This window comes from Amycolatopsis sp. Poz14 (genome assembly GCF_006704225.1).
Taxonomy (GTDB): domain Bacteria; phylum Actinomycetota; class Actinomycetes; order Mycobacteriales; family Pseudonocardiaceae; genus Amycolatopsis; species Amycolatopsis nivea.
Genome location: NZ_JACLHD010000002.1, coordinates 345,959 through 372,355, shown reverse-complemented (window position 1 = coordinate 372,355; position 26,397 = coordinate 345,959). Strand labels below are relative to the sequence as shown.

The 26,397-nt window shown below is 69.7% G+C and carries 23 protein-coding genes; 14 read left to right on the top strand and 9 right to left on the bottom strand.

What is annotated here, in order from left to right:
* Positions 1-58: 58 nt before the first annotated feature.
* On the top strand, positions 59-442 hold the full coding sequence (locus tag FKO37_RS45485) for a hypothetical protein (protein ID WP_037816084.1): 384 nt from the start codon (positions 59-61) through the stop codon (positions 440-442).
* Between the two features lie 36 nt (positions 443-478).
* Entirely contained in the window at positions 479-1,774 is a 1,296-nt protein-coding gene (gene hisS / locus FKO37_RS45480) for a histidine--tRNA ligase (protein ID WP_238608575.1), read from the top strand.
* A gap of 458 nt (positions 1,775-2,232) precedes the next feature.
* Here the strand turns inward: hisS and FKO37_RS45475 are convergent, their stop codons facing one another.
* Both FKO37_RS45475 and FKO37_RS45470 read right to left on the bottom strand, forming a co-directional pair.
* Positions 2,233-2,682 carry a flavodoxin family protein gene (locus FKO37_RS45475; protein WP_009072659.1) on the bottom strand — a complete coding sequence of 150 codons (450 nt, stop codon included), beginning with the start codon at positions 2,680-2,682 and terminating at the stop codon, positions 2,233-2,235.
* Between the two features lie 10 nt (positions 2,683-2,692).
* Complete coding sequence (locus tag FKO37_RS45470) at positions 2,693-4,321, bottom strand: phospho-sugar mutase (protein WP_238608574.1); 1,629 nt, start codon at positions 4,319-4,321, stop codon at positions 2,693-2,695.
* Between the two features lie 57 nt (positions 4,322-4,378).
* On the opposite strand from FKO37_RS45470, the gene FKO37_RS45465 reads away from it, so the two are divergent.
* Positions 4,379-5,530, top strand: a complete 1,152-nt coding sequence (locus tag FKO37_RS45465) for a glycosyltransferase (RefSeq protein WP_238608573.1) — start codon at positions 4,379-4,381, stop codon at positions 5,528-5,530.
* Positions 5,531-5,578: 48 nt separating this feature from the next.
* Here FKO37_RS45465 and FKO37_RS45460 read toward each other — a convergent pair whose 3' ends face one another.
* From FKO37_RS45460 to FKO37_RS45450, 3 genes are read right to left on the bottom strand one after another with little or no spacing between them, the layout of a single operon-like run.
* Positions 5,579-6,364 (bottom strand): purine-nucleoside phosphorylase, encoded by a 786-nt coding sequence (locus tag FKO37_RS45460; RefSeq protein ID WP_037816079.1) that lies wholly within the window; start codon positions 6,362-6,364, stop codon positions 5,579-5,581.
* The gene (locus tag FKO37_RS45455) at positions 6,361-6,789 is read right to left on the bottom strand and encodes an ABA4-like family protein (RefSeq protein ID WP_238608572.1); all 429 of its coding nucleotides are present in this window, start codon (positions 6,787-6,789) and stop codon (positions 6,361-6,363) included. Before FKO37_RS45455 ends, FKO37_RS45460 begins: the two co-directional genes overlap by 4 nt.
* On the bottom strand, positions 6,786-7,766 hold the full coding sequence (locus FKO37_RS45450; RefSeq protein WP_134669306.1) for a hypothetical protein: 981 nt from the start codon (positions 7,764-7,766) through the stop codon (positions 6,786-6,788). Before FKO37_RS45450 ends, FKO37_RS45455 begins: the two co-directional genes overlap by 4 nt.
* 108 nt (positions 7,767-7,874) lie before the next feature.
* Here FKO37_RS45450 and FKO37_RS45445 point away from each other — a divergent pair, with 108 nt between their 5' ends.
* On the top strand, positions 7,875-8,495 hold the full coding sequence (locus FKO37_RS45445; RefSeq protein ID WP_078870604.1) for a MerR family transcriptional regulator: 621 nt from the start codon (positions 7,875-7,877) through the stop codon (positions 8,493-8,495).
* A gap of 211 nt (positions 8,496-8,706) precedes the next feature.
* On the opposite strand, the gene FKO37_RS45440 is transcribed toward FKO37_RS45445, so the two are convergent.
* Positions 8,707-10,413, bottom strand: coding sequence for a serine/threonine-protein kinase (locus FKO37_RS45440; RefSeq protein WP_238608665.1), 1,707 nt, complete (start codon positions 10,411-10,413; stop codon positions 8,707-8,709).
* 268 nt (positions 10,414-10,681) lie between these two features.
* Here FKO37_RS45440 and FKO37_RS45435 point away from each other — a divergent pair, with 268 nt between their 5' ends.
* The 5 genes from FKO37_RS45435 (at position 10,682) to FKO37_RS45415 (ending at position 17,675) form a co-directional block, all read left to right on the top strand.
* A complete protein-coding gene (locus FKO37_RS45435; protein WP_238608571.1) occupies positions 10,682-12,547 on the top strand; it encodes a methylmalonyl-CoA mutase subunit beta in 1,866 nt (621 codons plus the stop codon).
* Positions 12,544-14,712, top strand: coding sequence for a methylmalonyl-CoA mutase (scpA, locus tag FKO37_RS45430; RefSeq protein ID WP_037816078.1), 2,169 nt, complete (start codon positions 12,544-12,546; stop codon positions 14,710-14,712). The genes FKO37_RS45435 and scpA overlap by 4 nt, the downstream gene beginning before the upstream one ends.
* Positions 14,713-14,715: 3 nt before the next feature.
* Positions 14,716-15,708 (top strand): methylmalonyl Co-A mutase-associated GTPase MeaB, encoded by a 993-nt coding sequence (gene meaB, locus FKO37_RS45425; protein ID WP_037816077.1) that lies wholly within the window; start codon positions 14,716-14,718, stop codon positions 15,706-15,708.
* Between the two features lie 175 nt (positions 15,709-15,883).
* Positions 15,884-16,198 carry a hypothetical protein gene (locus FKO37_RS45420; protein WP_037816076.1) on the top strand — a complete coding sequence of 105 codons (315 nt, stop codon included), beginning with the start codon at positions 15,884-15,886 and terminating at the stop codon, positions 16,196-16,198.
* A gap of 190 nt (positions 16,199-16,388) precedes the next feature.
* Positions 16,389-17,675, top strand: coding sequence for an amidohydrolase (locus FKO37_RS45415; protein WP_238608570.1), 1,287 nt, complete (start codon positions 16,389-16,391; stop codon positions 17,673-17,675).
* 607 nt (positions 17,676-18,282) lie between these two features.
* Here the strand turns inward: FKO37_RS45415 and FKO37_RS45410 are convergent.
* Positions 18,283-18,735 carry a gamma-glutamylcyclotransferase gene (locus FKO37_RS45410; RefSeq protein WP_199817833.1) on the bottom strand — a complete coding sequence of 151 codons (453 nt, stop codon included), beginning with the start codon at positions 18,733-18,735 and terminating at the stop codon, positions 18,283-18,285.
* A 131-nt stretch (positions 18,736-18,866) separates the two neighbouring features.
* On the opposite strand from FKO37_RS45410, the gene FKO37_RS45405 reads away from it, so the two are divergent.
* From FKO37_RS45405 to FKO37_RS45385, 5 genes are all read left to right on the top strand, one after another.
* On the top strand, positions 18,867-20,270 hold the full coding sequence (locus tag FKO37_RS45405) for an NAD(P)H-quinone dehydrogenase (protein ID WP_037816072.1): 1,404 nt from the start codon (positions 18,867-18,869) through the stop codon (positions 20,268-20,270).
* Between the two features lie 78 nt (positions 20,271-20,348).
* Complete coding sequence (locus FKO37_RS45400; protein ID WP_043831840.1) at positions 20,349-20,801, top strand: hypothetical protein; 453 nt, start codon at positions 20,349-20,351, stop codon at positions 20,799-20,801.
* A 197-nt stretch (positions 20,802-20,998) separates the two neighbouring features.
* Positions 20,999-21,640, top strand: coding sequence for a hypothetical protein (locus FKO37_RS45395; protein WP_238608569.1), 642 nt, complete (start codon positions 20,999-21,001; stop codon positions 21,638-21,640).
* A gap of 59 nt (positions 21,641-21,699) precedes the next feature.
* Positions 21,700-22,293, top strand: a complete 594-nt coding sequence (locus FKO37_RS45390; RefSeq protein ID WP_238608568.1) for a class F sortase — start codon at positions 21,700-21,702, stop codon at positions 22,291-22,293.
* Positions 22,294-22,377: 84 nt separating this feature from the next.
* Positions 22,378-23,175: a VOC family protein gene (locus tag FKO37_RS45385; RefSeq protein ID WP_238608567.1), complete on the top strand. Its 798-nt coding sequence runs from the start codon at positions 22,378-22,380 to the stop codon at positions 23,173-23,175.
* Between the two features lie 830 nt (positions 23,176-24,005).
* On the opposite strand, the gene glpK is transcribed toward FKO37_RS45385, so the two are convergent.
* Together glpK and FKO37_RS45375 are read right to left on the bottom strand one after the other, a co-directional pair.
* Positions 24,006-25,514, bottom strand: a complete 1,509-nt coding sequence (glpK, locus tag FKO37_RS45380) for a glycerol kinase GlpK (RefSeq protein ID WP_037816066.1) — start codon at positions 25,512-25,514, stop codon at positions 24,006-24,008.
* Positions 25,515-25,536: 22 nt separating this feature from the next.
* Positions 25,537-26,286, bottom strand: coding sequence for an MIP/aquaporin family protein (locus FKO37_RS45375; protein WP_037816065.1), 750 nt, complete (start codon positions 26,284-26,286; stop codon positions 25,537-25,539).
* Between the last annotated feature and the right edge of the window lie 111 nt (positions 26,287-26,397).

Genomic DNA, 26,397 nt, shown 5'->3' with positions numbered 1-26,397 from the left:
TTCGTGACAGTGTTTTAAAACAGTGTTATGGTCGCTCCGCACCCCAAAGGAGGCGACCATGCACGGCCCAGTCCAGTTGTTCACCGTCATCGCGCTCGTATCGCTGCCCACCGTCATGTACGGCGGCTACGCGCTGAGCGGCGTGCTGCGCCGCGGTGACCTCACCGAGAAGCAGCGCGGGTTTTTCCGCGCCGGACACGCGCACGCCGGTGTCCTGCTCGTCCTCACGCTCGCCGCATTGCAACTGGTCGAGCACGGCGGGCTCGGCGACACCGCGCGCTGGATCGTCTGCTTCCTGCTGCTGTTCGGCGTGCTCGCGCAGTCCGGCGGGTTCTTCCTCGCGATGCTGCGCACCCGCGTCGGCATGAGCGTCACGACCGGCGGCGCGGTGCTGCTCGGCGCGGCCATGCTGCTCACCGCGTACGGCGTCGCGTTCCCCTGACGAAATCGCTGGCGCCGGGTCGTTAAGCTTGATGACGTGCCTGAATACCTGTCAACTGCGCCTGTCAAGGGGACCCGAGACTTCCTCCCCGCCGAAATGTCCGTCCGCACGCAGGTGTTCGGCCATCTCTACGACGTGCTGGAGCGCTACGGCTACCTCCGCTACGACGGCCCGATCCTGGAGCAGGCGGAGGTCTACGAGCGGAAGTCCGGCCAGGAGATCGCCGACCAGCAGCTGTACACGCTCACCACGCGCGGCGGCGAGCGGCTCGCGCTGCGTCCGGAGATGACGCCGTCGGTGGCCCGGATGATCGCCGGCCACGCGAAATCGCTGTCGTTCCCGGTGCGCTGGTACAGCCACCCGAACTGCCACCGCTACGAGCGCCCGCAGCGCGGCCGCGTGCGCGAGCACTGGCAGATCAACGCCGACATCTTCGGTTCGGAAAGCGCGAACTGCGAGATCGAGATGTTCGAGCTGATCCACGACCTGATGGGCGCGGTCGGCGCGACGCCGGACATGTTCGCGGTGCGGGTCAACGACCGGAACCTGCTGTCCTCGGCGCTCACCGACGTCGTCGGGATCTCGCCGGACCACCTGGCGCAGGTGTTCGCGCTCGTCGACCGGTGGGAGAAGACCTCGGCCGAGGAGCACGCGGCGAGCGCCGCCGAGATCGGGTTGTCGGACAAGCAGTACGAGAAGCTCGCCGAGACCCTCGGCGCGGGCCCGGCGCTGCTCGACGAGCTGCCCGCGGAGGTCAAGGCCGAGTCGAACCTGGTCAAGGTGCTGTCCAGCAGCGCGGCGAGCCTGGTCCGGTACGAGCCGCTGATCGTGCGCGGGCTGGCGTACTACACGTCGACCGTGTTCGAGGTCTTCGACACCTCGCCGCAGAACCGCCGGGCGCTGTTCGGCGGCGGCCGGTACAGCAACCTCGCCTCGATGTTCACCAAGGAGCAGATCTCCGGCATCGGGTTCGGCATGGGCGACGTGACGTTGATGGACTTCCTCGACGCGCACGGCCTCACGCCGCAGCCGCGCAGCGAGGTCGACGTCGCGGTCATCCCGGTCACCGAGGAGCTGGCGGACCCGGCTCGCGACGTCGCGACGGTGCTGCGCAAGGCGGGCCTGCGCACGTCGACCCCGCTGGAGCTGCGCAAGCTGGGCAAGGAGCTCACCCGCGCGGACAAGGCGGGCGCGGTGGCGGTCGTCATCGTGGGCGAGGAGGACTGGGCGGCCGGCCGGGTGACGGTCCGGAGCCTGGCCACGCGTGAGCAGGAGCAGGTCGCGGTGGCCGACGTCCCGGCCGCGGTGCGGGCGATGGTTTCGCCGGCCTGATTTTTCTCAAGGCGGGTGCCGGTCTCCGGACCGGTGCCCGCCTTCTTTATCCGCCGAGTGGCGGATCCGGTGCGATTTCGTCACTCACCGCAGTCGGCTGCCGGTGAACCAGCCGCCGTTCCGGCTGTCCACAATGGACAGTCCGGGGCCGGTTCGTTGGGCCGGTCGGGGTGCCGGTGGTCCGCTGACTGGGACACGAACCGCTGCCGGATCCATGTTTCCCGGGCTTCGCGGTCCTGGTCGGCGCCCTCGGAGTTGAATCGAGCACGCTTGGTTGCCATCGCAGGGTCGTCATGATCGGTTCTTTGTAGTACCCTTGCGTAGTCGAGGTTGATCGCCTTCGTTGCGAACCCTTGACCTGGCCTGTTGCCGGAGGTCGACCCCCAGGGCTTCCGGTGACAGGCCTCTTTACTTTCCCCTGGAAGGCTTTTGGCCCCGCTCAGCGGAGCAGCCGCTGCTCACATGAGCGTCGCGGCAAGGGTTCCGCCGAGTTCGGTCACCGCTTCCAGTGCGGCTTTGTCCGGTTCGCCCGTCACGAGCACGGGCTCGGCCACGCGGGTCCAGCCGAGCCCGGTCGTGATCGCGTCGAGTTGCCGCACGGTCCCGGACGTGTCGTTGTTGCCGTGCACGTACGCCCCGAACGGACGGCCCTTCGTCGCGTCCAGGCACGGGTAGTACACGGTGTCGAAGAAATGCTTCAACGCTCCGCTCATGCTGCCGAGGTTCGCCGGCGTGCCCAGCAGGTAGCCGTCCGCGGCGAGCACGTCGGCCACGGTCGCGCCGAGCGCGGGACGGCGGACGACGTCGACGCCCTCGATGTCCGGATGCTTCGCGCCGGCGAGCGCGGCCTCGAACATCGCCTGCATCGACGGCGACGGCGTGTGGTGCACGATCAGCAACGTTGGCATGGTTCTCCCGTCAGCGCAGCAGCGCGGTGATCTCCTCGCGGACCGCGTCGAGCACTTCCGTCGCGCTGCGCCGCGCGTCGGCGAGCCCGCCGGTCACCGGTGTCACCACTTGCAGGTACGCCTTCAGTTTCGGTTCCGTGCCGGACGGCCGCACTACGACCCGCACGCCGTCGCCGCTCAGCCGGAGCACGTCGGCGTCCGGCAGGAGGTCTTCGAGCGTCACCGGCACCCCGCCGAGCGTGGCGGGCGGGTCCGAGCGCAACGCGGCCATGAGGCGGCCGCGCACGGAAAGATCGGTGACCCGCAACGACACTTGATCGGTGAGGTGCACGCCGTGCCGGGTCGCGATGTCGTCGAGAACGTCCAGCAGCGTGCGGCCCTCGGCCTTGAGCGTCGCGGCCAGGTCCGCGCCCGCGACCGCGGCGGCGATGCCGTCCTTGTCGCGAACAAAGCTCGGGTTCACGCACAGGCCGAGGGCTTCCTCGTACGCGAACACCAAGCCCTCGCCCGCGCGGACCAGCCACTTGAACCCGGTGAGCGTTTCCGCGTAGCGCGCGCCCTTTTCCTTGGCCACCTCGCCGAGCAGCGACGAGGACACGATCGTGGTTGCCACCAACGGATCCGGGTTGTCCGTTGTGGACAGAAGGTGCGCCCCGAGCAGGACGCCGGTCTCGTCGCCGCGCAGCATCCGCCAGCCGTCGGGGCCGCGGACGCCGAGCGCGCACCGGTCGGCGTCCGGGTCGAGCGCCACCGCGAGGTCAGCGTCCACTTCGGACGCCAGCGCCAGCAGGAGGTCGGTCGCGCCGGGTTCCTCGGGGTTCGGGAACGAGACGGTGGGGAAGTCCGCGTCCGGTTCGGACTGTTCGGAAACCAGGTGCACGTCAGTGAATCCGGCCCGGGACAGCGCGGCCTGGAGGGTTTCCGCGCCGACGCCGTGCAGCGCCGTCGCGGCGATCCGCAGTTCGCGCGTCGTGGCCCGCGGCAGCGCGCCGACCGCGGCGAGGTACGCCTCGCGCGGGTCGACGACCTCGGCGCCGGGCGTGCGCGGAATGCTCCGGGTGGCCGGGGCGGACTGGATCGCGCGCTCGATCTCGCCGTCGGACGGCGGCACGATCTGCCCGCCGGTGGCGTCGTAAAGCTTGTACCCGTTGTCCGCGGGCGGGTTGTGCGACGCGGTGATCTGGATCCCGGCGACCGCTCCGTAATGCAGCACCGAGAACGCCAGCAACGGCGTCGGCAACGGCTGCGGCAGCACCTTCACCGCGAACCCGGCGGCGGTCAGCACTTCGGCGGCGGCGGTGGCGAACGCTTCCGACCCGTGCCGCGCGTCGCGGCCGATCACGACCACGCCGCCCGCGTGCCCCTGCGCGGCGAGCCAGGCCGCGACGCCCGCGGTGGTCCGCGTGACGACCGCGACGTTCATCCCGTTCGGTCCCGCGCGCACCGGCCCGCGCAGACCCGCGGTCCCGAACTCCAGCGGTCCGGCCATCCGGTCGGCGATCTCCTCGATCGCGCCGGGCTCCTTGCCCATCGCGCGGGCGAGGGCGGCGGTCAGTTCCTCGCGCGAGGCCGGATCCGGGTCGTCGGTGATCCAGCGGTAGACGGAATCGCGGAGGCGGGAATCGAGGCTGTCGGACACCCGGGCCAGCTTACGCGGATCCGGATATTGGGTGGTGGCTGACGATACGCTCGGGGAGTGCGCATTCTTTTCACGTCCCTCGCGTCTTACGGGCACCTTTATCCGTTGCTGCCGCTAGCCTCCGCCGCGCGCGACGCCGGCCACGAGGTGCTTTACGCGACCGCATCCGACTTCCACCCCACGCTGGAGAAGGCCGGGCTCGAAGCCGTCGCCGCCGGGTTGACGCTGCAGGAGGCGTTCAATCTCCTCTTCGCAGGCGACACCCGCAGCCGCTACGAGGTCCCGGAAACCGAGCTGAACGAGGCGATCGGCAAGGCGTTCGGCAGGCTGCTGCCCACCCGGTTCATGACCGACCTCGCCGCGGTGCTCGCCGAGCGGAAACCGGACCTGGTCGTGTACGAAATGGGCAATCCGGGCGGCGCGTTCGCCGCGCATCAGGCGGGGATCCCGGCGATCGGGCACGGTTTCGGCCGGGTGTCCGGCGGTGGCCCGATGGAGCACATCACCGAGCAGATCGACGCGTTCGCCGCCGAGCTCGGCCTCACCGGAAGCAGCAAGCTTTTCTGGGGCCAGCCGTTCGTGGACATCTGCCCGCCGTCGGTGCAGGCGCCGGCGTTCCTCGCCGGAGCCCAGCGGGTGCCGCTGCGTCCGGTCGGCTGGAGCGAACCGGGCGATCTGCCGTCCGGCGTCGAAGGCCGGGACCGCGGCCGCCCGCTGCTGTACCTGACGCTCGGCACCACCGGAGCCAGCCAGGCGCACCTGCTGACCTCGGCCTTGCACGGACTGGCCGCGCTCGACGCGGACGTGCTGGTGGCCACCGGCCCGGCGGTCGACGTCGAGGCGCTCGGCGAGGTGCCGTCGAACGTGCGACTGGAGGCATGGGTGCCGCAGTCGCAACTGCTGCCGCACGTCGATCTGGTGGTCCACCACGGCGGCAGCGGAACCACGCTGGGCGGGTTCGCCGCGGGGGTGCCGCAGTTGCTGCTGCCGCAGGGCGCGGACCAGTTCACCAACGCGGACGCCGTGGTCGCCGCGGGCGTGGGCGCGAAGCTGGTCGGCGACGAACTGACGACAGACGCGGTCCGCGAGACGGCCGGCCGGTTGCTGGCCGACAGCGCAGTGGCGGACGCCGTGCGCGGGCTGGCGGAGGAGGTCGCGCGGATGCCTTCGCCGGAGGAAGTGGCGGCGCAGTTGCCGCGGTACGCCTGAGTCGTGCGTGTGGGCGCCGGTTCTAACCGGCGCCAACACGCACGAGGCTCACGCGCGGGTGACGAGCTCCTTCAGCAGCGAACCCATCCGCGTCGCCGACTGCCGTCCGGCCTCGAGGACTTCCTCGTGGTTGAGTGGTTCGCCGGTCATGCCCGCGGCCAGGTTCGTGACCAGCGACAGCCCGAACACCTCGAGCCCGGCCGCGCGGGCGGCGATCGCCTCCAGCACGGTCGACATGCCGACCAGGTCCGCGCCCATGTTGCGCAGCATCCGGATCTCGGCGGGCGTCTCGAAGTGCGGCCCCGGCAGGCCCGCGTACACGCCCTCCTCGAGCGAATCGTCGATCTCCCGCGCCAGGTCGCGCAGGCGCTTGGCGTAGAGGTCGGTCAGGTCGACGAAGTTCGCGCCGACGATCGGCGAGCGCGCGGTCAGGTTGAGGTGGTCGGCGATCAGCACCGGCTGCCCGACGTTCATGCCCGCGCGCAGCCCGCCCGCCGCGTTGGTGAGCAGCACCGTCCGTGCGCCCGCCGCCGCGGCCGTGCGCACGTTCTGCACGACCGGGTCGATGCCCTTGCCCTCGTAGAAATGCGTGCGGCCGAGCAGGACCAGCGCGCGCTTGTCGCCGATCCGCAGTGACCGCACCGTGCCGCCGTGGCCGACCGCGCCGGGCGGGGTGAAGCCCGGCAGCTCGCCGAACGGGATCTCCGCGTCGGCGGTTCCGATCACGTCCGCGGCCGGACGCCAGCCCGAACCCAGCACCACTGCGATGTCGTGTTTCTCGACGCCGGTGCGCTCGGCGATGACGGCCGCGGCCGCCTCCTCCAGGTTGCTCATGCCGCCGAGCGTATCCGGGCGCCGCGCACGGCGAGGAACGCGACCAGGCCGAACGGCGACAGGAAGATCGTCAGCAGGAGCAGCGGGCTGACGATCCACCACGGGATCCGGTGCGTGCGCGCCTCGAAGAACATCCAGCGCGCGATGAACAGGTCGAACGCGATCAGGTGCGCCCAGACCAGCGCGGCCCCGTACGGGGTGCTCAGGAATCCTTGCAGGACACCGAGATCCGGTCGTTGCATCGCGTGCCACAGTTCGCCGAAGTGCGGGATCGCCAGCACGAAGTACCAGACCAGCGGCAGCAGCGGCACCCACGGCGACGCCAGGATCCGGCGAGTGCCGCGCCAGCCGGGCAGGAAGATCATCAGCGCCCAGAACGGAACCGCGACCGGGAACGTCCAGGCGAAGACGGTCAGGTCGCTCACCGGACCGCCTTGCGGGCCGGCACCAGCACCGACGCCGCCGCAGCCGCCGCGATCACGCCGACGAGCAGCCCGGCGGCGGCCAGCGTCGTGCCGCTCGGGTGGATGAGCGGTTCGCCGCGTTCGGCCTGCCACAGGATCAGGCCGACGAGCCCCGCGTAGCCGACCGAACCCGTCCACACCAGCCGCACGCGCACCGCGCTTTCGCGCAGCCGGGGCAGCCGCGTCGCGAGCACCGCGAGCCCGAACGCCAAGAGCGGCAACGCTTGCAGCGCGTGCAGGCCGATGAAGTGCGCGATGCGCAGGTCGCCGCCGGTGGTGCTCCAGCCGAGCAGCGGAAGACCGGGGCCGCCGTCCGCGACGCCGACGCTGTGCGCGCCGATGAGGTCGGAATGCCCGGTGGCTTTGATCTCGGCCCGTTCGATCGGGGTCGGCCGGGTCATGGTCGCGCCGAGGCCCGCGCCGATCAGCGCGAGGACCGCGCTGGTGCGCACCGCCCAGTACACCGCGCGGTCTTCGATCCGGGTGAACATGAGCAGCACGGTGACGACGAGCGTGGCCAGCCAAAGCCCCGCGACCATGACCCCCATGGCCTGGAACAGCGCGGCGTCGAACGGGGACGTGTTCGCGAAGTGGCTCGGCCGGGCGCGGGCCGCTTGGAAGGCCATCGCCACGTACTCGGCGGCGAACAGCACGACGGAGACGGTCGTGGCGACGTTCGCGACCTTGCGCAACCGGCCGTTCAGCAGCGAGACGAGCCAGCTCCAGGTGAAGTAGTAGAGCCCGCCGGACACGGCGAACTTGAACGGCTTCGCCCACACCGGCGCGCCGAGCAGGGTCCGGTGGTCGATCAGCATCGCCACGACGGTCAGCACCGTCGCGACGCCCATCGCCGCGGCGAACCACAGCGAAGGCCGGTGCCACGTGCGCATCCGGGCGGTAGGCAATGTCGCCGCGGGCGGGTCGACGGTGGTGGTCATGAGGTCCTCCCAGTATGGATAGTGATGCTCTCCACTATGGGAAGTTAAGCTATCCATGCTGAGAAGTCCTCAGGGTTTTTCCCGGAAGTTAGGGTCGTGCGGGTGCGGATGGCAGAGCTGAGCGCCGAGTCCGGGATTCCGGTGGCGACGATCAAGTACTACCTGCGGGAGGGGCTGCTCCCGGCCGGGGAGCGGACCAGCCCGAACCAGGCTCGCTACGGCGAGGAGCACGTGCGGCGGCTGAAGCTGATCCGGGCGCTGGTCGAGGTCGGCGGGCTGTCCGTGGCGACCGTGCGGGAGGTCGTGGCGGCGGTTGATTCGGACCGGGCCGCGTACAACGTGCTCGGGGTTATGCAGCGGGCGTTGACCGGGTCCGCGGTGGAGGTCTCGGACGAGGATCGCGAGTGGGCGATGGAGTTGTTGTCTTCGCTCGCTCGGAAGCATGGGTGGAAGTTCGGGCCGGAGAATCCGGTGGCGGATGTGCTGGTGGGGACCGTGTGCACGATTCGTGCGCTGGGGCATCAGCCGTTGCTGGATCAGATCGGGCGTTATGCGGAAATTGCCGATCGGATCGCGGAGGCGGATTTGGACACTCTTGAGGCGGGGGTGTCCATGGATCGGATGGTTGAGGCTGCGGTGGTGGGGACTGTTTTGGGGGATCGGTTGTTTGAGGGGTTTCGGAGGTTGGCTCAGGCTGCGGAGACTGGGCGGAGGTATTCGGAGGGGTGAAATTCTTCTGAGGGCCGGACGCCTCGTCGCCTGGCGGCGACATTGCGCTCGGAGTGGGGCCCGCCACCCCGAAGTTTTATTGTGCTGACGGTTCGGGGGTGCTTGTCAAGGCGGGAAAGATGCCTTGACAAGCACCCCCGAACCGCAGTGAGGCTTCGGATCGGGGTTGGGGGTGGTGTGGGTGCCTCGATTGTTTGTGCAGGGCTGCGGTTTACGAAGCTGCTGGGAAAGACAGCGTTGGGGCTATTTGATCAAAGGTGGCGGAGCCGGTGTCTTCCTGTTCCGCTGGCACTGTCAAGGAAAGCAGCCATAGGGTGTTTTCTGATTGTTTGATCAGGGCGTAGGTGGCTCGGGTGATGACCGCGTCTGGGTTGGCGGAGCGGGTTTGTGCTCGTTCTACTGCGCGGAACATGACCTCAGTGCCGTTGGGCGTTTGCACTGGCTCGCGGGTGAAGTTGAAGGAATCCGGCGAACCCGAGGAGCGCAGTGCGGTCATTGCGTCGCCGAGGGAGTACTTCTCGTAGAAATTCGGGATTCGTTCCAGGCGCAGGGATTGGCGGCCGTCCGGGGAAACGTACTGGACTACCGTTGAGGTGCCGAAGGTGGATTTTCGGGACGCGATGAAACGTTTCCATCCTTCCGGCACGGACAGGGTGTATTCGCTGTCGCGCGTGACGTTTGCCGTTGAGCTTGCGTTGGCGTGCTGCGGGATCAGCTTCAGCGGCTCCGACGAACCGCCGACTGTGCCCGCGGTCGCCAGCGTTCCGGTTTCCACGCCTTGTGGCGGCAGCAGGTTCTGACCGCTCACCACGCGGGCCAATGCGAAACCGCCGCCGCAGGCCAGGGCGAACAGGACCATGGAGGCGACTGCCAGCATCGCCGTCGCCTTGCCGCTGCGGCGTGGGGGTGGCGGCGGCAGCGGGGCGGGCAGCGGCGGCGGTGGGGGCAGCGGGGGAGCGGGGGCGAAGGCCGGGGCGGAACCGGTGTTTCCCGAGCGCATGAACGGCAGGGGGCCGGGGTCCGCGGCGAGTGCGGCGGGCTGTTCCGGCGAGTCCGGTTTCGGGGCGACCGTCTTGATGACCTGGGTGTCGGTGGCGTCCAGGTGCGCGGCGGTTTTCTTGCCGTCCGGCGTGCGGAACAGTTCGGGGCCGAACAGGTCCACCGTGGCCTTGGTCTGCTTCGGGTACAGCCGGTGGCGCACCTCGCGCAGGGAGATCCGCTTTTCCGGCTCCTTCTTCATCAACGCGGCGATGACGTCGGCCAGCGGGCCCGGCTTCGGGCGCGGGACCTTGCCGTTCACGACCTTGCCGACGGTTTCCAGCGGGTCGCCGTCCGCGTCGTACGGGGGTGCGCCTTCGACGGCGGCGAACAGCGTCGCGCCGAGGCCCCACAGGTCCGCGTTGGGGGTGACCGCGCCGCCGGACGCGACCTCCGGCGAGATGTAGGCGGGCGAACCGAGCATGATGCCGGTCCTGGTCATGGTGGCTTCGGAGACGTTGCGGGCGATGCCGAAGTCGGTGAGCTTGATCCGCCCGTCGCTGGCCACCAGGACGTTGCCCGGCTTCACGTCGCGGTGCGTGATGCCTGCTTCGTGGGCCGCTTCGAGGGCGGCGGCCACCGCGATGCCGACCGCGGCGGCCTGTTCGACCGTCAGCGGGCCGTGGTCGCGCAGCAGGTGCGCGAGGCTGCGCGACGGCAGCAGCTCCATCACGACGAACGGGGCGTCGTTCTCGCGCGCGACGTCGTGCAGCGTGATGACGTTCGGATGCGACAGCACCGCGATCGCCCGGGCTTCGCGGAGCGTGCGCTCGCGCAGTTCGTCCGCCTGTTCGGCCGGGATGCCCGGCGGCACCTTCATCTCCTTGACCGCGACCGGGCGGTGCAGGAACTCGTCGTAAGCCGACCAGACCGTGCCCATCGACCCCGACCCCAGAACCGACCGCAGCCGGTAGCGCCCGGCGACTACCCGCGGCTGGTCGCCGCCGGTCGACGGCTCGGCGTTCGCGGAGCCGGTGCTGTCGGTGTTGCCGGGCTGGTCCTGGTCGCTGTTCTCCGAGGGCACCCCATGATTGTGGCCCACCCCGCCGACACTCTTCGACCCAGCACCGCTACCCCTGAGTTCACCCGTACGGGGGGCGAGCAGAGTCACAGGTGCGGGTGGTGGCCTGCCTCTACCATCACTGGGTATGACGAACGTGGCTGGTCCGGAGTCGGCGCCGACTTCCGAGCCCGGGCTCGCGCTCGCGGCGGAGTTCCCGACCGCGGACCGCGCCCAGTGGCAGGAGCTGGTGGCGGGAGTGCTGCGCAAGAGCGGCAGGCTCCCGGAGGATTTCGCGGGTGCGCCGGAGAGCAAGCTCGTCTCCCGCACCTACGACGGCATCGAGATCCAGCCGCTATACACGGCCGAAGACGCGGGCGGCGACCTCGGCTTCCCGGGGCTGCCGCCGTTCGTGCGCGGGGCCCGGCCGGAGGGCGTGGTCGACACCGGCTGGGACATCCGGGTCCGTCACCAGCGCGAAGACGCCCGCGCGGCGAACGCGGCGATCCTCGCCGACCTCGAAGGCGGCGCGTCCTCGGTGTGGCTGCGGCTCGGTGAGGGTTCGCTCCCGATCTCCGCGCTCGCGGACGCGCTGAACGAGGTCTACGTCGGTCTCGCGCCGGTCGTCCTCGACGCCGGTGCGGAGTACGAAACCGCTGCTCAGGCGCTTCTCGACCTCTTCGCCGAACGCGAGGTCCCGGCCAGCGAAGCCGTCGGCACGCTGGGTGCGGACCCGCTCGGCACCTCGGCGCGCACCGGGCAGTCGCTCCCGCTCGGCCCGGCCGCCGAATTGGCCGCGAAGGTTGCCCCTAAGTACCCCAAGGTCCGCACGATCGTCGCCGACGGGCTGCCGTTTCACGAGGCAGGCGGCTCGGACGCGCAGGAACTCGGCGCGACGATCGCGGCCGGCGTCGCTTATCTGCGCGCGCTCACCGAGGCGGGTCTGGACGTCGCCGCGGCGGCCGCGCAGATCGAGTTCCGGCTCGCCGCGACCGCGGACCAGTTCCTCACCATCGCCAAGTTCCGCGCCGCGCGCCGGCTGTGGGACCGGGTCCTCGAAGTCTCCGGTGCGGCCGCGGAAGCGCGCGGGATGCACCAGCACGCGGTCACGTCGCCGTCGATGTTCACCCAGCGCGACCCGTGGGTGAACATGCTGCGCACGACGGTCGCCTGTTTCGCGGCCGGGGTCGGCGGCGCGGACGCGGTCACCGTGCTGCCGTTCGACGCGGCGATCGGCCTGCCGGACGCGTTTTCCTCGCGGATCGCCCGCAACACCAACGCGATCCTCATCGAAGAGTCGAAGCTGGGCAGCGTGATCGACCCGGCGGGCGGCTCCTGGTACGTCGAGAAGCTCACCGACGAACTCGCCGAAGCCGCGTGGCGCGAGTTCACCGCGATCGAGGCGGCGGGCGGCATCGAGGCCGAGCTGGCTTCCGGTGCGCTGGCCGGACGGCTCGCCGAAACCTGGGCGAAGCGCGCGAGCCGCCTCGCCACCCGGCGCGACCCGCTCACCGGTGTCAGCGAGTTCCCGAACCTGGACGAAAAGCCGGTCTCCCGCGAGCCGCTCCCGTCCACTGTGGACGGCGGACTCCCGCGACACCGGTACGCCGAGGAGTACGAGAAACTGCGCGACGCGTCCGACGCGTACCTCGCCAAGCACGGCGAACGGCCGAAGGTTTTCCTGGCCACGCTGGGTCCGGTCGCTGCGCACACCGCCCGCGCGTCCTTCGCGACGAACCTGCTGCAGGCGGGCGGCGTCGAGGCGGTGAACCCCGGCGCGACCGACGATCTGCCCGGCGCGTTCCGCGAGAGCGGTGCGAAGATCGCCTGCGTCTGCGGCACTGACGCGGCATATGAGGAACAGGCCGCTTCTGTCGCGGCGTCGCTCGGCGCGGACAGCGTGCTGCTGGCGGGCAAGGGAACTTACGACGGAATCAGCGGCAATCTGTACGCCGGGTGCGACGCGCTCGAAATCCTGACCAGCCTCCACGCACAGCTGGGAGTCTCCGCATGAGCATCCCGAATTTCGCCGACATCCCGCTCGGCACGCCGGAACCGGGCGACCGGGCCGCGTGGGCGCAGGCCGTGCAGGACGCCACCGGCAAGGGCCCGGACGCGCTGGCCTGGGAAACCCCCGAGGGCATCGGCGTGAAGCCGGTCTACACCGCCGCTGATCTGTCCGATGTGGACTTCCTCGGCACGTACCCCGGCATCGCGCCGTACCTGCGCGGGCCGTACCCGACGATGTACGTCAACCAGCCGTGGACGATCCGCCAGTACGCCGGGTTCTCCACCGCGCAGGAGTCGAACGCCTTCTACCGCCGCAACCTCGCGGCCGGGCAGAAGGGCCTGTCGGTCGCGTTCGACCTCGCGACCCACCGCGGCTACGACTCCGACCATCCGCGCGTGTCCGGCGACGTCGGCATGGCCGGCGTGGCGATCGACTCGATCTACGACATGCGCCAGCTGTTCGACGGCATCCCGCTCGACAAGATGTCCGTCTCGATGACGATGAACGGCGCGGTGCTGCCGGTGCTCGCGCTCTACGTGGTCGCGGCCGAGGAGCAGGGGGTGAAGCCGGAGCAGCTCGCGGGGACCATCCAGAACGACATCCTCAAGGAGTTCATGGTCCGCAACACCTACATCTACCCGCCGCAGCCCTCGATGCGGATCATCTCCGACATCTTCGGCTACACCTCGCAGCACATGCCGAAGTACAACTCGATCTCCATCTCCGGCTACCACATGCAGGAGGCCGGAGCGACCGCCGACCTGGAGCTGGCGTACACGCTCGCGGACGGCGTCGAGTACATCCGCGCGGGCGTCGAAGCCGGGCTGGACGTCGACAAGTTCGCGCCGCGGCTGTCGTTCTTCTGGGCCATCGGCATGAACTTCTTCATGGAGGTCGCGAAGCTGCGCGCCGCGCGCCTGCTGTGGGCGAAGCTGGTGAAGCAGTTCGACCCGAAGTCGCAGAAGTCGCTGTCGCTGCGTACGCACTCTCAGACGTCAGGCTGGTCTCTCACCGCGCAGGACGTCTTCAACAACGTCACGCGTACGTGCGTCGAGGCGATGGCTGCCACTCAGGGGCACACGCAGTCGTTGCACACCAACGCTCTCGACGAAGCGCTCGCGCTGCCCACCGACTTCTCCGCGCGGATCGCGCGCAACACGCAGCTGTTGCTGCAGCAGGAATCCGGCACCACGCGCGTCATCGACCCGTGGGGCGGCAGCGCGTTCGTCGAGAAGCTCACCTACGACCTCGCGCGCAAGGCGTGGGGCCACATCACCGAAGTCGAGGGCGCGGGCGGCATGGCGCGCGCGATTGACGAAGGCATCCCGAAGCTGCGTATCGAAGAGGCGGCTGCGCGTACGCAGGCGCGCATCGACTCGGGACGACAGCCGGTCATCGGCGTGAACAAGTACCAGGTCACCGACGACGAGCAGATCGACGTGCTGAAGGTCGACAACGCGGGCGTACGCGCGCAGCAGCTCGAGAAGCTGCGTCGGCTGCGCGAAGAGCGCGACCCGCAAGCCACCGAGGACGCGCTGCGCCGCCTCACCGAAGGCGCGCAGAACAACGGCAACCTGCTCGAGCTGGCCATCAACGCCGCGCGCGCGAAGGCCACCGTCGGCGAGATCTCCGACGCCCTGGAGAAGAACTGGGGCCGCCACTCCGGCCAGATCCGCACGATCTCCGGCGTGTACCGGGAAGAGGTGGGGAAGTCGGACAACGTCGAGAAGGCCCGCGAGCTCGTCGACAAATTCGCTGAAGAGGAAGGCCGCCGTCCGCGGATCCTCGTCGCGAAAATGGGCCAGGACGGCCACGACCGCGGCCAGAAGGTCATCGCCACCGGCTTCGCCGACCTCGGCTTCGATGTCGACGTCGGCCCGCTGTTCTCCACCCCGGCCGAGGTCGCCCGCCAGGCGTCGGAAGCGGACGTGCACGTGATCGGCGTGTCCTCGCTGGCCGCCGGGCACCTGTCGCTGGTGCCCGCGCTGCGCCACGAGCTGGCCGAGCTGGGCCGCGAGGACATCATGGTCGTGGTCGGCGGCGTGATCCCGCCGCAGGACTACCCCGAGCTGCGCGAAGCGGGAGCGGCGGCGATCTTCGGCCCGGGCACGGTGCTCGCGGACGCCGCGATCGACCTGCTCCAGCAGCTGGCCGCGCAGGAGTCCTGAACCTTGCCGCGGCGGATCGACGTCGGCGAATACGCGAAGGGCGTGCTCGCGGGCGACCGGGGGACCCTGTCCAAGGCCATCACGCTGGTCGAATCGCATCGCGAGGACCACCGGCGGCAAGCGCAGGAACTGCTCGTCGAGCTGCTCCCGCACGCGGGCGGCGCGAAACGCGTCGGCATCACCGGCGTACCCGGAGTCGGCAAGTCGACATTTATCGACCAGCTCGGCACCGACCTCACGACGGCCGGGCACCGGGTCGCGGTGCTCGCCGTCGACCCGTCCTCGACCCGCACCGGCGGGTCGATCCTCGGCGACAAGACCCGGATGGCGCGGCTCGCGGTCGATCCGAAGGCGTTCATCCGGCCGTCGCCGACGTCCGGCACGCTCGGCGGCGTCGCCCGCGCCACCCGCGAGACGATCGTGCTGATGGAGGCGGCCGGCTTCGACGTCGTGCTGGTGGAAACGGTCGGGGTCGGGCAGTCCGAGGTGACCGTGGCGAACATGGTCGACTGCTTCCTCTTCCTGACCCTCGCGCGCACCGGCGACCAGTTGCAGGGCATCAAAAAGGGCGTGCTGGAACTCGCCGACGTGATCGCCGTGAACAAGGCCGACGGCCCGCACGAACGCGACGCCAAGCGCGCCGCGCGCGAACTGCAGGGCGCGCTGCGGATGATCTACGGCAAGGACGCGCTCTGGACGCCGCCGGTGCTCACGTGCAGCGGTCTTGAAGGCAGCGGCCTCGACGAGGTGTGGGCGGCGATCGGGAAGCACCGCGAGGTGCTCACCGAATCGGGTGATCTTGGCGAGCGGCGCAAACGCCAGCAGGTCGACTGGACGTGGTCGATGGTCCGCGAGCAGCTGCTCGACCGGCTCACCGCGCATCCGGCGGTCCGCGCGCAGGTAGCCGACGTGGAACGGGCGGTGCGCGACGGAGAACTCACCGCCACGCTGGCCGCGCAGCGGATCTTGGCCGCGTTCGCCGAGCCCTCTTCTTGAACGTCGTCCAAGAAGAGAAAACGCTGTCCGCGCAAGTGTCTTTTGCCCGTCTTCGGGGCTTGTTGCGCTCGACGGTCGTCAGCACGAGGCGAGCGGACGCGCCTCCACCGCGTGGCGGCTGACGCGCCCGCTCCTCGACAGGCACAATGCACGGTGACGGCGTAGAAGGGAAGTCATGGCGAAGGTGCGGGGACTGCTGCTGGCCGGTCTGCTCGGCGTGCTGCTCACCGGAGTGCTGCCCGCGGCGGCGTCCGCGGCGACCCCGGCTCCGGCGTCGGTCACCGTGGCGGCTGAGACGGCGATCACGCAGGTGAACGGGTTCCGCCAGGCCCCGCCGGGACCGGTGCTGGACCCCTCCCAGACCGACAAGGCCAACGCCGACAAGACGAAGAAGAACCTCATCGCGGGCGGGGCCGCGGTGGTGCTGCTCGCCATCGTGTTCTTCGGCCGCCGCCACCGCATCAAGCGCCGCAAGGCCCAAGGCGGCTGAGCTTTCCGGCGTTCACCCACGCCGAACTTCGTCAGCCGTTCGCCGCAGATCCGCTACCGGCCGTCTTGGTCGAACGGCAGCGCACCGCCGCTTGCCACCTGCATGGTGCACGATCGACTCCAATGCGTAAGACAGATCGATCGGCACGTTGCGTGTTCCCCTGCGCTCGTGTTGCGGGAGGAGGTGCGGCGTGACGGTGCTGGATTCACGGCCGGACGTTCCAGGTGACCACAACCCGATCGCGGCGCCCGGCGCGCTGCTGACCGAAGCCGGCGTCAGCATGGCTCCGGTGGAAGACCTTGGCGCGGGCCGCGGCCCGTTCTGGCTGGACGACTGGCTGCGCGCGAACGCGACGGACGTGCTCGCGTGGCGGCGGCACATCCATGCCCACCCCGAGCTGTCGCGCAACGAGTTCGCGACGACCGAGCTGATCGTCTCGCTGCTGCGGCGCGTCGGCCTCAAGCCGTGGGTGCTGCCCGGCGGCACCGGCGTGGTGTGCGACATCGGCAAGGGCGAGCGCTGCGTGGCGCTGCGCGCGGACATCGACGCGCTGCCGCTGACCGAGGACACCGGCCTGCCGTACTCCTCCACCACCGACGGCGCGGCGCACATGTGCGGCCACGACGCGCACACCGCGATCCTGCTCGGCGCCGGTCGCGCCCTCGCCGGCGCGCCCGAGTTGCCCGGCCGCGTGCGGCTGATCTTCCAGCCCGCCGAGGAGGTCATGCCCGGCGGCGCGCTGGACATGATCGCCGCGGGCGCGCTGGAGGGCGTCGAGCGGATCTACGGCGTGCACTGCGACCCGCGGCTCGAAGCGGGCAAGGTCGGCACCCGGGTCGGCGCGCTGACGTCCGCCGCCGACCTGATCGAACTGCGCCTCACCTCGCCCGGCGGGCACACGTCGCGGCCGCATCTCACCGCTGACCTGGTGTACGCGCTGGGCACGGTTATCACGTCGCTGCCGTCGGTGCTGTCCCGGCGCGTCGACCCCCGGTCCGGCACGGTGCTGGTGTGGGGCGCGGTGCACGCCGGACAGGCCGCGAACGCGGTCCCGCAGGACGGCGTCCTGCGCGGCACGCTGCGGACCGCCGACCACGAGGTGTGGAAGGCGCTGGAGCCGCTCGTCGCGTCCTCGGTGGAATCGCTGCTGGCCCCGACCGGCGTGGGCTTCTCGCTCGACTACCGGCGCGGCGTGCCGCCCGTGGTCTCTGACGCCGAGTCGACCGCGCTGATGCGCGCCGGCGTCGAGGCGGCGGTCGGCGAAACGGGGCTGGCCGGGACGGAACAGTCGTCCGGCGGCGAGGACTTCGGCTGGTACCTGGAGCACGTCGGCGGGGCCTTCGCCCGGCTCGGCGTGTGGTCCGGTCCGCCCGCTCCGCAGGCCGACATCCATCGCCCGACGTTCGTTCTCGACGAGCGCGCGCTGCTCGTCGGAGTCCGCACTTTGGTGCACACCGCACTGGCCTCGCTGGCCTGAGTTATCCACAGGCGGCGCGTCGATGTGGATAACTCAGGCGGGTGAGAGGTACCCCTCGTGCGGGGGTGTCAGCGGGGGATTACGCGGCGTGGTCTAGACCGCGGGTGCCCTGCTGCAGCCTGTTTACCGAGAGTCATTTCGGACTTTTGTGCTGCCCGAGTTTGGTGGTGGGCCGATGGCTGCCGGCGGTGGGTTTCGTGTTGTGCCGCAATGGCTTTGGTGGAATCCGGGACCGCTTGTGGTGCTTCGCTGACCTGATTTCTGCCGTCATTTTTGGTGACGCGCTGCTATTTTTCCTGCGCTCTGCGGTGTCGGATGCCCGTGTGGGTGAGCCTCTGCCGTGTGGTATTGGGCGGCTGTCCAGCGAGGCCGCGGACCGCCCGGTCGCACGGAGTTATCCACAGGGCGACACCGTTGGGGACAACTTTCGGCCCTCTGCTACCGCGGGTGTGGATGACTCCGGAAACGAGCGTTTCGGGCAGCCCGCGACGAGGTCGAAGCCGCCGCGGTGGTTCGTCCATCGAACGGCTGAAGGTCCGTGAAGGGCTCCTTGCGGGAATCAGATTCCCGCAAGGAGCCCTTCACGGACAGTAAGTCGGAGCGAACGTCAGCCGCTGATCCCGGTGCACGGCCGGGTGCGCAGATCGTCCACGTAATCCGCCGGGGCCCCGGCCGCCTCCGCGGCGTCCGCCAGCACCCCGAGATAGCGCGCGGAGGGCAGTCCGCCCTCGTAGGCGTCCAGGACGTACAGCCAGGCCAGCACCGAGCCGTCCATCGTCTGGACTCGCAGCCGGATCTTCGTGTGCATCCCCAGCTCGCCGCCTTCCCAGCGGTCGAGCCGTTCCTCGTCGAGCGCGGTCACGTCGTAGATCACCACGAACACCCGCGACGACGGGTCCTCGACGATGGTGGCCAGCGCGCCTTCCCACCCGATGTCCTCGCCGCCGAAGGTCAGCCGCCAGCCTTCCAGCCAGCCGGTGCCCGCCATGGGCGAGTGCGGGGCGCGCTCCAGCATCTGGGCGGGCTCCATGTTGGATCCGTAAGCGGCATACAACGGCACGCGGCACAGCCTAGCGACCCATCCGTCGCACGATCGGATGCACATGCCGTGTCCGGGCACTTCGCTTGCCGGTCAGGTTCGCCGCGTAGGGTCAGGACCACCGCCAAGCACACATACATAGGAGGACCCAGGTGACCAGGATCGTGATCATGGGTGGCGGCCCGGCGGGCTACGAAGCCGCCTTGGTCGCGGCGCAGCACGGCGCCGACGTGACGATCGTCGAGCGGGACGGCCTGGGCGGCGCCTGTGTCCTTTACGACTGCGTGCCCTCGAAGACGTTCATCGCCTCGTCCGGCGCGCTCGCGAAGATGCACGACCTCGGCGAACTCGGCATCAACACCGACATGGCGGACACCACCGTCGACCTGCCGACTGTTCACGGGCGAGTGAAAGGCCTGGCGCTCGCGCAGTCGGCCGACATCCGTGCCCGCGTGCAGCGCGAGGGCGTCCGCGTGATCACCGCGGAAGCCCGGTTCGCCGACGACGAGCCGGGTCTGGCCACCCACACGGTGGAAGTCACGCACTCCGACGGCACGGTCGAATCGCTGTCCGCCGACGTCGTGCTGATCGCCACCGGCGCGACCCCGCGCGTGCTGCCCGGCGCGGTGCCGGACGGCGAGCGGATCCTGGACTGGCGTCAGCTGTACGACCTCACTGAGCTGCCCGAACACCTCGCGGTGATCGGATCCGGCGTCACCGGCGCCGAGTTCGCGTCCGCGTACACCGAGATGGGCGTGAAGGTCACCGTCGTGTCCAGCCGCGACCGCGTGCTGCCGCACGAGGACGCCGACGCCGCCGCGGTGCTCGAAGAGGTCTTCACGCAGCGCGGCACCACGGTGGCCAAGCAGGCCCGTGCGGAACGCGTCGAGCGCACCGAGAAGGGCGTCGAAGTTCACCTGGCCGACGGTCGCGTGATCGAGGCGAGCCACGCGCTGATGACCGTCGGGTCCATCCCGAACACCGCCGACATCGGTCTCGACCGCGTCGGCATCGAGCCCGGCCCCGGCGGCTTCATCGCGGTGGACCGGGTGTCGCGCACGAGCGTCCCCGGCGTGTACGCGGCGGGTGACTGCACCGGCGTGCTGATGCTCGCGTCCGTGGCGAGCATGCAGGGCCGCATCGCGATGTGGCACGCGCTGGGCGAGGGCGTCGCGCCGATCAAGCTCAAGACGGTCGCGGCGAACGTGTTCACCCACCCGGAAATCGCGACCGTCGGCATCAGCCAGCAGGCGATCGACTCCGGCGAGGTGCCCGCGCGCACGATCATGCTGCCGCTGGCGACCAACGCGCGCGCGAAGATGGAAGGCCTGCGCCGCGGTTTCGTGAAGCTGTTCTGCCGCCCGGCTACCGGTGTGGTGGTCGGCGGTGTCGTGGTCGCGCCGTCGGCGAGCGAGCTGATCCTGCCGATCGCGCTGGCCGTGCAGAACCAGCTGACGGTGGACCACCTGGCGCTCACGTTCTCGGTGTACCCGTCGCTGTCCGGATCGATCACCGAAGCGGGCCGTCAGCTCATGCGGCACGACGATCTGGACTGATTTTTCCCCGCCGGGCAACCCCGTGCCGCACACCGCGTCTAGCGGGTTGAGGACGTGTGGCACGGGGAAGGAACAAGGGTGCGCAAGAGCGCGATTTTCGCGGTGGCGGCGGCGATCGGTTTGGCCGGGACAGCGGTCCCGGCGGTGGCGGCGGACGGGCCGGCCCCCGATCCGGTGACGGTGCAGCTGAACCAGGACACCGCGGTGCTGCACGGCCAGGTGAACGCCTACCAGCGCGGCTCGGACCCGAACGTGGCGTTCGCGTACTGCCCGGGGGCCAAGGCGGGCACGGCGGCGTTCAGCTCGCCCGCGCTGCAGTTCTCTCAGTACTTCTACGGCGAGATGGTCGGCGTGAAGGCCACGATGAGCGCGCACGCGAACCTGGTGCCTGGCACCAAACCCGGCAGTTATCCGCTCACCGTCACGTGCGCCGGGAAGCAGTACAACGCGACGTTCACCGTGCCCGCCGCGCAGGTGTCGCGGGTGCCCCAGGGCGCGGCGAAAGCGGGCGACGGGAGCCTCGCCGGCTAATCATCCATGCTTCGAAAAACCGCCGGGAAATTGTTTCCGGCGGTTTTTTCGTGTCCGGGGCAACCCCGCGGCGGGCGGAGGCGTCTTGGTGGTTGTCGGAACGAAAACGCCCGGGCCGCAGGGGGAACTGCCGGCCGGACGCGGATTCGCCGCTGCCCGTGCGCGGCGGGAATCGTATTTTCATCAAGGGGAGTGTCATGAAGCGTACCGTTGTTTTCTCCGCTCTGGTCGCCGCCGGAATGCTTTCGGCCGCACCGGCTTTCGCCGCCGAAACGTCCACCACGCCGCCTCCGTCCAGCACCACCACCGCTCCGCCTTCCTCCACGCCGGAGGAACCGCCTGGCGACAGCGGCGGCGTGCCGAAGGCGTTCATCCGGGTGCTGCCGTCGTCCGGCCACGCCGGGGACCGCGTCACGGTGCGGGTCGGCTGCGAGGCTTCGCAAATCAAGAACCTGAGCTCGGCCGCGCTGCAGTTCGGCAAGCTGCACCCGGTCGGTCCGCAGGGCGACCCGTCGAAGGCTCCGGTCTCGCAGGGCATCGCGACCGTTCGCAACGGCGTGAAGCCCGGTACGTACAAGGTTTCGTTCTCCTGCGGCAGCGGCGACATCGCCACGAAGTTCACCGTGCTGGGCGCGAAGCCCGTCCCGAAGCCGACGCCCACGCCCGCGCCCAAGCAGGTCAGCAAGGTCCCGTCCGGCGCGCCGCAGACCGGCGGCACGGACGGGCCGGTCGCGGACAACCAGTCGGACCTCGGCCTCCCGCTCGCGGCGGGCGCGATGGGCGTGCTGGCCCTCGGCGGCACCGGGCTCGTGGTGGCGCGTCGTCGCCAGCGTGGCTGACTAGTCTCCTGGGCCTGGCTGCTTTTCCCGCGGCCAGGCCCGGGCGGATCGGGGGAAAGATGATGAGGAAGACACTCGCCGCGGCGTCCGTCGCACTCGCCGCGCTGCTGGCCGGCTGCTCGGTCGGTGCGACGACCGCCGCACCCGCTTCCAGCGCTCCGTCGGTTTCCTCGGTTGCGTCGGCGGCGATGCCGAAATCGGAGCCGGTCTCGCTGGACATCCCGAGCATCGACGCGCATTCCAGTCTGGTGCCGCTCGGCCTCAATCCCGACAATTCGGTACAGGTTCCACCGGTCAGCAAACCCTTGCAGGCCGGTTGGTACGAAAACGGCCCGACGCCCGGCGAGGTCGGCCCCGCGGTCGTGCTCGGACACGTCGACGGGAACAAGCAAAAGGGGATCTTCTACCGGCTCAAGGAAATGAAGCCGGGAGACGACGTCGATATCGCCCGCCGCGACGGAACCACCGCGCACTTCGAGGTGACCAAAGTGGACCAGGTGCCGAAGGACGTCTTCCCGACCGACGCGGTCTACGGGGACACTTCGGACCCGGAACTGCGTTTGATCACCTGCGGCGGCGCGTTCGACCGGGCCGAGCACAGCTATGTGGACAACATCATCGTGTACGCCCATCTGGTGAACGGCGGGCAGTGACCCCGCGCATTGAACAAGACGCCCCCGATTTTGTCGGTGCCCGGTGCGACACTGTGGCGGTTGGCACAATTCTGGGAGGCACGCATGATCACCAGGACAGAACCGTGGCCCGCGGGCACACCGTGCTGGGGCGACTTGATGGTGCCTGATCGCGACAAGGCGGTCACGTTCTACGAGTCGCTGCTCGGCTGGACAGTCGAATCCGGCGGCCCGGAGACCGGCTATTACGGAATGGCGCAGATCGACGGCAAGCCGGTCGCGGGCATCGGGCAGATCCCGCCGGAGCAGGCAGGCATGCCGCCGATGTGGACGACGTACCTGTCAGTGTCCGACGTGGACAAGACGGTAGCCGCGATCGCCGAGGCGGGCGGACAGGTCATCGCACTGCCGATGGACGTCCTGACCGAAGGCAGGATGGCCATCGCGACCGACCCGACCGGAGCGACGTTCGGCCTGTGGCAGCCAGGCAGGCACTCCGGCACGCAGGCGACGCTGACGCCAGGGGCTCCCGCGTGGAACGAATGCATGACCCGGGATTTCGCCGCGGCCAAGCAGTTCTACGGCGACGTGTTCGGATACGGCTTCGGCGACATGTCCGGGCCAGGCTTCACGTACGCAACGCTGGACGTCGACGGCCGGCCGGTCGGTGGTCTTGGCGAGCTGCCCGCGGACAGCCAGGCATCGCCTGGTTGGGTGACGTATTTCTGGACCGCCGACGCGGACGAGGCAGCAGCGCGCATCCCGGACCTCGGCGGAACGGTGGTGAGCCCGCCGACGGACACCCCGCACGGCCGGATGGTGATCGCGGTGGATGACCAAGGGGCGGGGTTTTCGCTGATGGCACCGAACGCACAGTCCGGGACTCAGGAAGGGTGGGGGTGACGGTTGGGGCCAAGGTGATGTGAGCCTCGCCGGGGCTGGTTGGGCGAGTTGGCTGACCGGCGAGGAGGGGGATCGGCGGGAGTGGACTTTGCGGTGCCGGGCCGTGTCGCCGAACCGCGCGGTGTGGCTGTGCTGCGCTGGGCCGTGTTGTCCGGCGGACAGGGCCGTGTGGCTGTGCGGTGGCAGGCGTGTTGCCGGACTGGGCAGGGCTGTGTGCCTGCGCGGTGGCAGGCCGCCGTGTTGCCGGACTGGGTAGAGCCGCGTGGCTTGTGCTGCGCTGGGCCGTGTTGTCCGGCGGACAGGGCCGTGTGGTTGTGCGGTGCGAGGCCGTGTTGCCGGGCCGGGCGGGGCGGCTGTGCTGCGCTGGGCTGTGTTGTGCGGCGGGCAAGGCCGTGTGGCTGTGCAGTGCGAGGCCGTGTTGCCGGGCTCGGCAGGGCCTTGCGGCTGTGCGGTGGTGGGCCCGGACTGGGCAGGGTCGTGTGGCTGCGCTGAGTGGGCGGGCCGGTTTGGTGCGGCTTGCGGTTGTCGGGCCGGACTCTGCCCGGTGCCAGGCTGAGCTGAGTCAGGCGGTGTCGGGCTGCGCTGTGCCCATTCGCGGCGGGATCGGTGGCGAGGTCGGCGCGTTCGGTGGAGTCGGCAGCGTGGGTCAGAAGTACGTGAGGGGAACCCTGACGGAATTAGATTCCCCCAGGGTTCCCCTCACGACCATCAGCCAGCCAAACCGCAAACCGTTGCTGGCGGCGGAGCCCACCAGAAAGCTCAAGTGCGGGCTGGCGGTGGAGCCCACCCGAAAGCTCAACCGCGCCCCACCGCAGACCCGGCCGGAAGGATCAGTCCTCCACCCAGTCGAAGGTCTTCGTCACCGCCTTCTTCCAGTTCCGGTATTCCTTCTCCCGCCGCGACTCGTCCATCGACGGGTCCCACTGCTTGTCCTTGGCCCAGTTGGTCCGGATGTCGTCCTCCGACTCCCAGAACCCGACCGCCAGCCCCGCCGCATAAGCCGCACCCAGGGCCGTCGTTTCGTTCACCACCGGGCGGATCACCGGCACGCCCAGGATGTCCGCCTGGAACTGCATCAGCAGTTCGTTCACGACCATCCCGCCGTCGACCTTGAGCGACTTCAGCGGGACGCCCGAGTCGGCGTTCATCGCGTCGATCACCTCTCGCGACTGGAACGCCGTCGCCTCCAGGACCGCGCGCGAGATGTGGCCCTTGTTCACGAACCGGGTCAGGCCGACGATCGCGCCGCGGGCGTCGGAGCGCCAGTACGGGGCGAACAGGCCCGAGAACGCGGGCACGAAGTACGCGCCGCCGTTGTCGTCGACCGTTCGGGCGAATTCCTCGATCTGCGCCGCCGACGAGATCAACCCCAGGTTGTCCCGCAGCCACTGCACCAGCGAACCGGTGACCGCGACCGAGCCCTCCAGTGCGTACACCGTGTCGTTCGAGCCGATCTTGTAGCAGACCGTCGTGAGCAGGCCGTTTTCCGACAGGACCTTCTCCGTGCCGGTGTTCAGCAGCACGAAGTTGCCGGTGCCGTAAGTGTTCTTGGCCTCGCCCGGCGAAAGGCACGCCTGGCCGAACGTCGCCGCCTGCTGGTCGCCGAGGATGCCCGCGATCGGCACTTCCGCGAGGGCCCCGCGCGGGCGGACCTTCCCGTACACCTCCGACGACGACCGGATCTCCGGCAGCATCGACAGCGGGATCCCCATCTCCGCCGCGATGTCCTCGTCCCACTGCAGGGTGTCGAGGTCCATCAGCAGCGTGCGCGACGCGTTCGTCGGGTCCGTCACGTGCACGCCGCCGTCGGTGCCGCCGGTCATGTTCCACAGCACCCAGGTGTCCATGTTGCCGAACACCAGGTCGCCCGCCTCGGCCCTGGCCCGCGCGCCCTCGACGTTGTCGAGGATCCACTTGATCTTCGGGCCGGAGAAGTACGTCGCGAGCGGGAGCCCGGTCTTCTCGCGGTAGCGCTCCTGGCCGCCGCCGAGCGCGCCCAGTTCGCCGGCGATCTTGTCGGTGCGGGTGTCCTGCCAGACAATCGCGTTGTACACCGGCTTCCCGGTCTTGCGGTCCCACACGAGCGCCGTCTCGCGCTGGTTGGTGATGCCCACCGCGGCGATGTCGGTCGGTCGCAGGTCGGCCTTGGCGAGCGCGCCCGCCGCGACTGCCCGGGTGTTTTCCCAGATCTCCTCGGCGTTGTGCTCGACCCAGCCCGCCTTCGGGAAGATCTGCTCGTGCTCGCGCTGGTCGACCGCGACGACACGGCCGGAGTGGTCGAAGATCATGCAACGCGTCGACGTGGTGCCCTGGTCGATCGCGGCGACATACGAAGTCATGGATTCCCTCCGGAAAGCTGGATCAGGTCAGGTTGTGCACGGCCAGGTACACCAGCGCCGCCAGCGCGGCGCCGAGGAGCGGACCGAGGACCGGCACCCACGAGTAGTTCCAGTCCGGGTCGCGCTTGCCCTTGATCGGCAGCAGGAACGCGTACGCGATCCGCGGGCCGAGGTCGCGGGCCGGGTTGATGGCGTAGCCGGTCGGCCCGCCGAGAGAAATACCGATCACCAGCACGACGAACGACACCCCGGCGTAGCCGAGCGCGGTGTTGCCGAAGGTCGGCGTCCCGTCCGAGGCGGTCTTGAACGCCGGCGTCAGCAGGATCCAGCCGACCAGCACGAAGGTGCCGATGACCTCGGTCACCAGGTTCCACGCCTTGTTCCGGATCTGCGGGGCGGTGGAGAAAATGCCGAGCGTCTCCTCCGGATTCGGATGGTCGTCGAACTGCAGTTTGTAGGTCAGCCAGCACAGCACGGCGCCGAGAATCGCGCCGAGCATTTCGCCGATCAGGTAGAACGGCACGTCCGCCCACGAAACCTTGCCCGAAATGGCCAGCCCGAGGGTGACCGCCGGGTTCAGGTGCGCGCCGGTCGGCGCGGCGAGGCTGGCGCCGGCGAACACGCCGAAGGCCCACCCGAAGGTGATGAACAGGGTTCCGGCTTGAAAGCCGTTGTTCTTTCGCAGCACGACGTTGGCCACAACGCCGTTGCCCAGCAACAGGAGCACTGCCGTGCCCAACAGTTCCCAGACGATGATCGCACCCGGACTCACGCTCTCCGCACCTCCACACTGGACAGTCTGTGCAGGGCCGATCACGTCCGGCCACAGCCTCGTCGCCGACCCCAGTCCGCGGCACGTTACCGTCGCGTACGCGTGCAATCC

What these genes read in the sequence shown, in the direction of transcription:
- FKO37_RS45485 (WP_037816084.1), top strand. Translation starts at nt 59, where the DNA reads ATGCACGGCCCAGTCCAGTTGTTCACCGTCATCGCGCTCGTATCGCTG.
- FKO37_RS45475 (WP_009072659.1), bottom strand. Translation starts at nt 2,682, where the DNA reads ATGCCAACGTTGCTGATCGTGCACCACACGCCGTCGCCGTCGATGCAG.
- FKO37_RS45460 (WP_037816079.1), bottom strand. Translation starts at nt 6,364, where the DNA reads ATGAGCAACCTGGAGGAGGCGGCCGCGGCCGTCATCGCCGAGCGCACC.
- FKO37_RS45450 (WP_134669306.1), bottom strand. Translation starts at nt 7,766, where the DNA reads ATGACCACCACCGTCGACCCGCCCGCGGCGACATTGCCTACCGCCCGG.
- FKO37_RS45445 (WP_078870604.1), top strand. Translation starts at nt 7,875, where the DNA reads ATGGCAGAGCTGAGCGCCGAGTCCGGGATTCCGGTGGCGACGATCAAG.
- FKO37_RS45440 (WP_238608665.1), bottom strand. Translation starts at nt 10,413, where the DNA reads ATGGGCACGGTCTGGTCGGCTTACGACGAGTTCCTGCACCGCCCGGTC.
- FKO37_RS45435 (WP_238608571.1), top strand. Translation starts at nt 10,682, where the DNA reads ATGACGAACGTGGCTGGTCCGGAGTCGGCGCCGACTTCCGAGCCCGGG.
- scpA (WP_037816078.1), top strand. Translation starts at nt 12,544, where the DNA reads ATGAGCATCCCGAATTTCGCCGACATCCCGCTCGGCACGCCGGAACCG.
- FKO37_RS45420 (WP_037816076.1), top strand. Translation starts at nt 15,884, where the DNA reads ATGGCGAAGGTGCGGGGACTGCTGCTGGCCGGTCTGCTCGGCGTGCTG.
- FKO37_RS45395 (WP_238608569.1), top strand. Translation starts at nt 20,999, where the DNA reads ATGAAGCGTACCGTTGTTTTCTCCGCTCTGGTCGCCGCCGGAATGCTT.
- FKO37_RS45390 (WP_238608568.1), top strand. Translation starts at nt 21,700, where the DNA reads ATGATGAGGAAGACACTCGCCGCGGCGTCCGTCGCACTCGCCGCGCTG.
- FKO37_RS45385 (WP_238608567.1), top strand. Translation starts at nt 22,378, where the DNA reads ATGATCACCAGGACAGAACCGTGGCCCGCGGGCACACCGTGCTGGGGC.
- glpK (WP_037816066.1), bottom strand. Translation starts at nt 25,514, where the DNA reads ATGACTTCGTATGTCGCCGCGATCGACCAGGGCACCACGTCGACGCGT.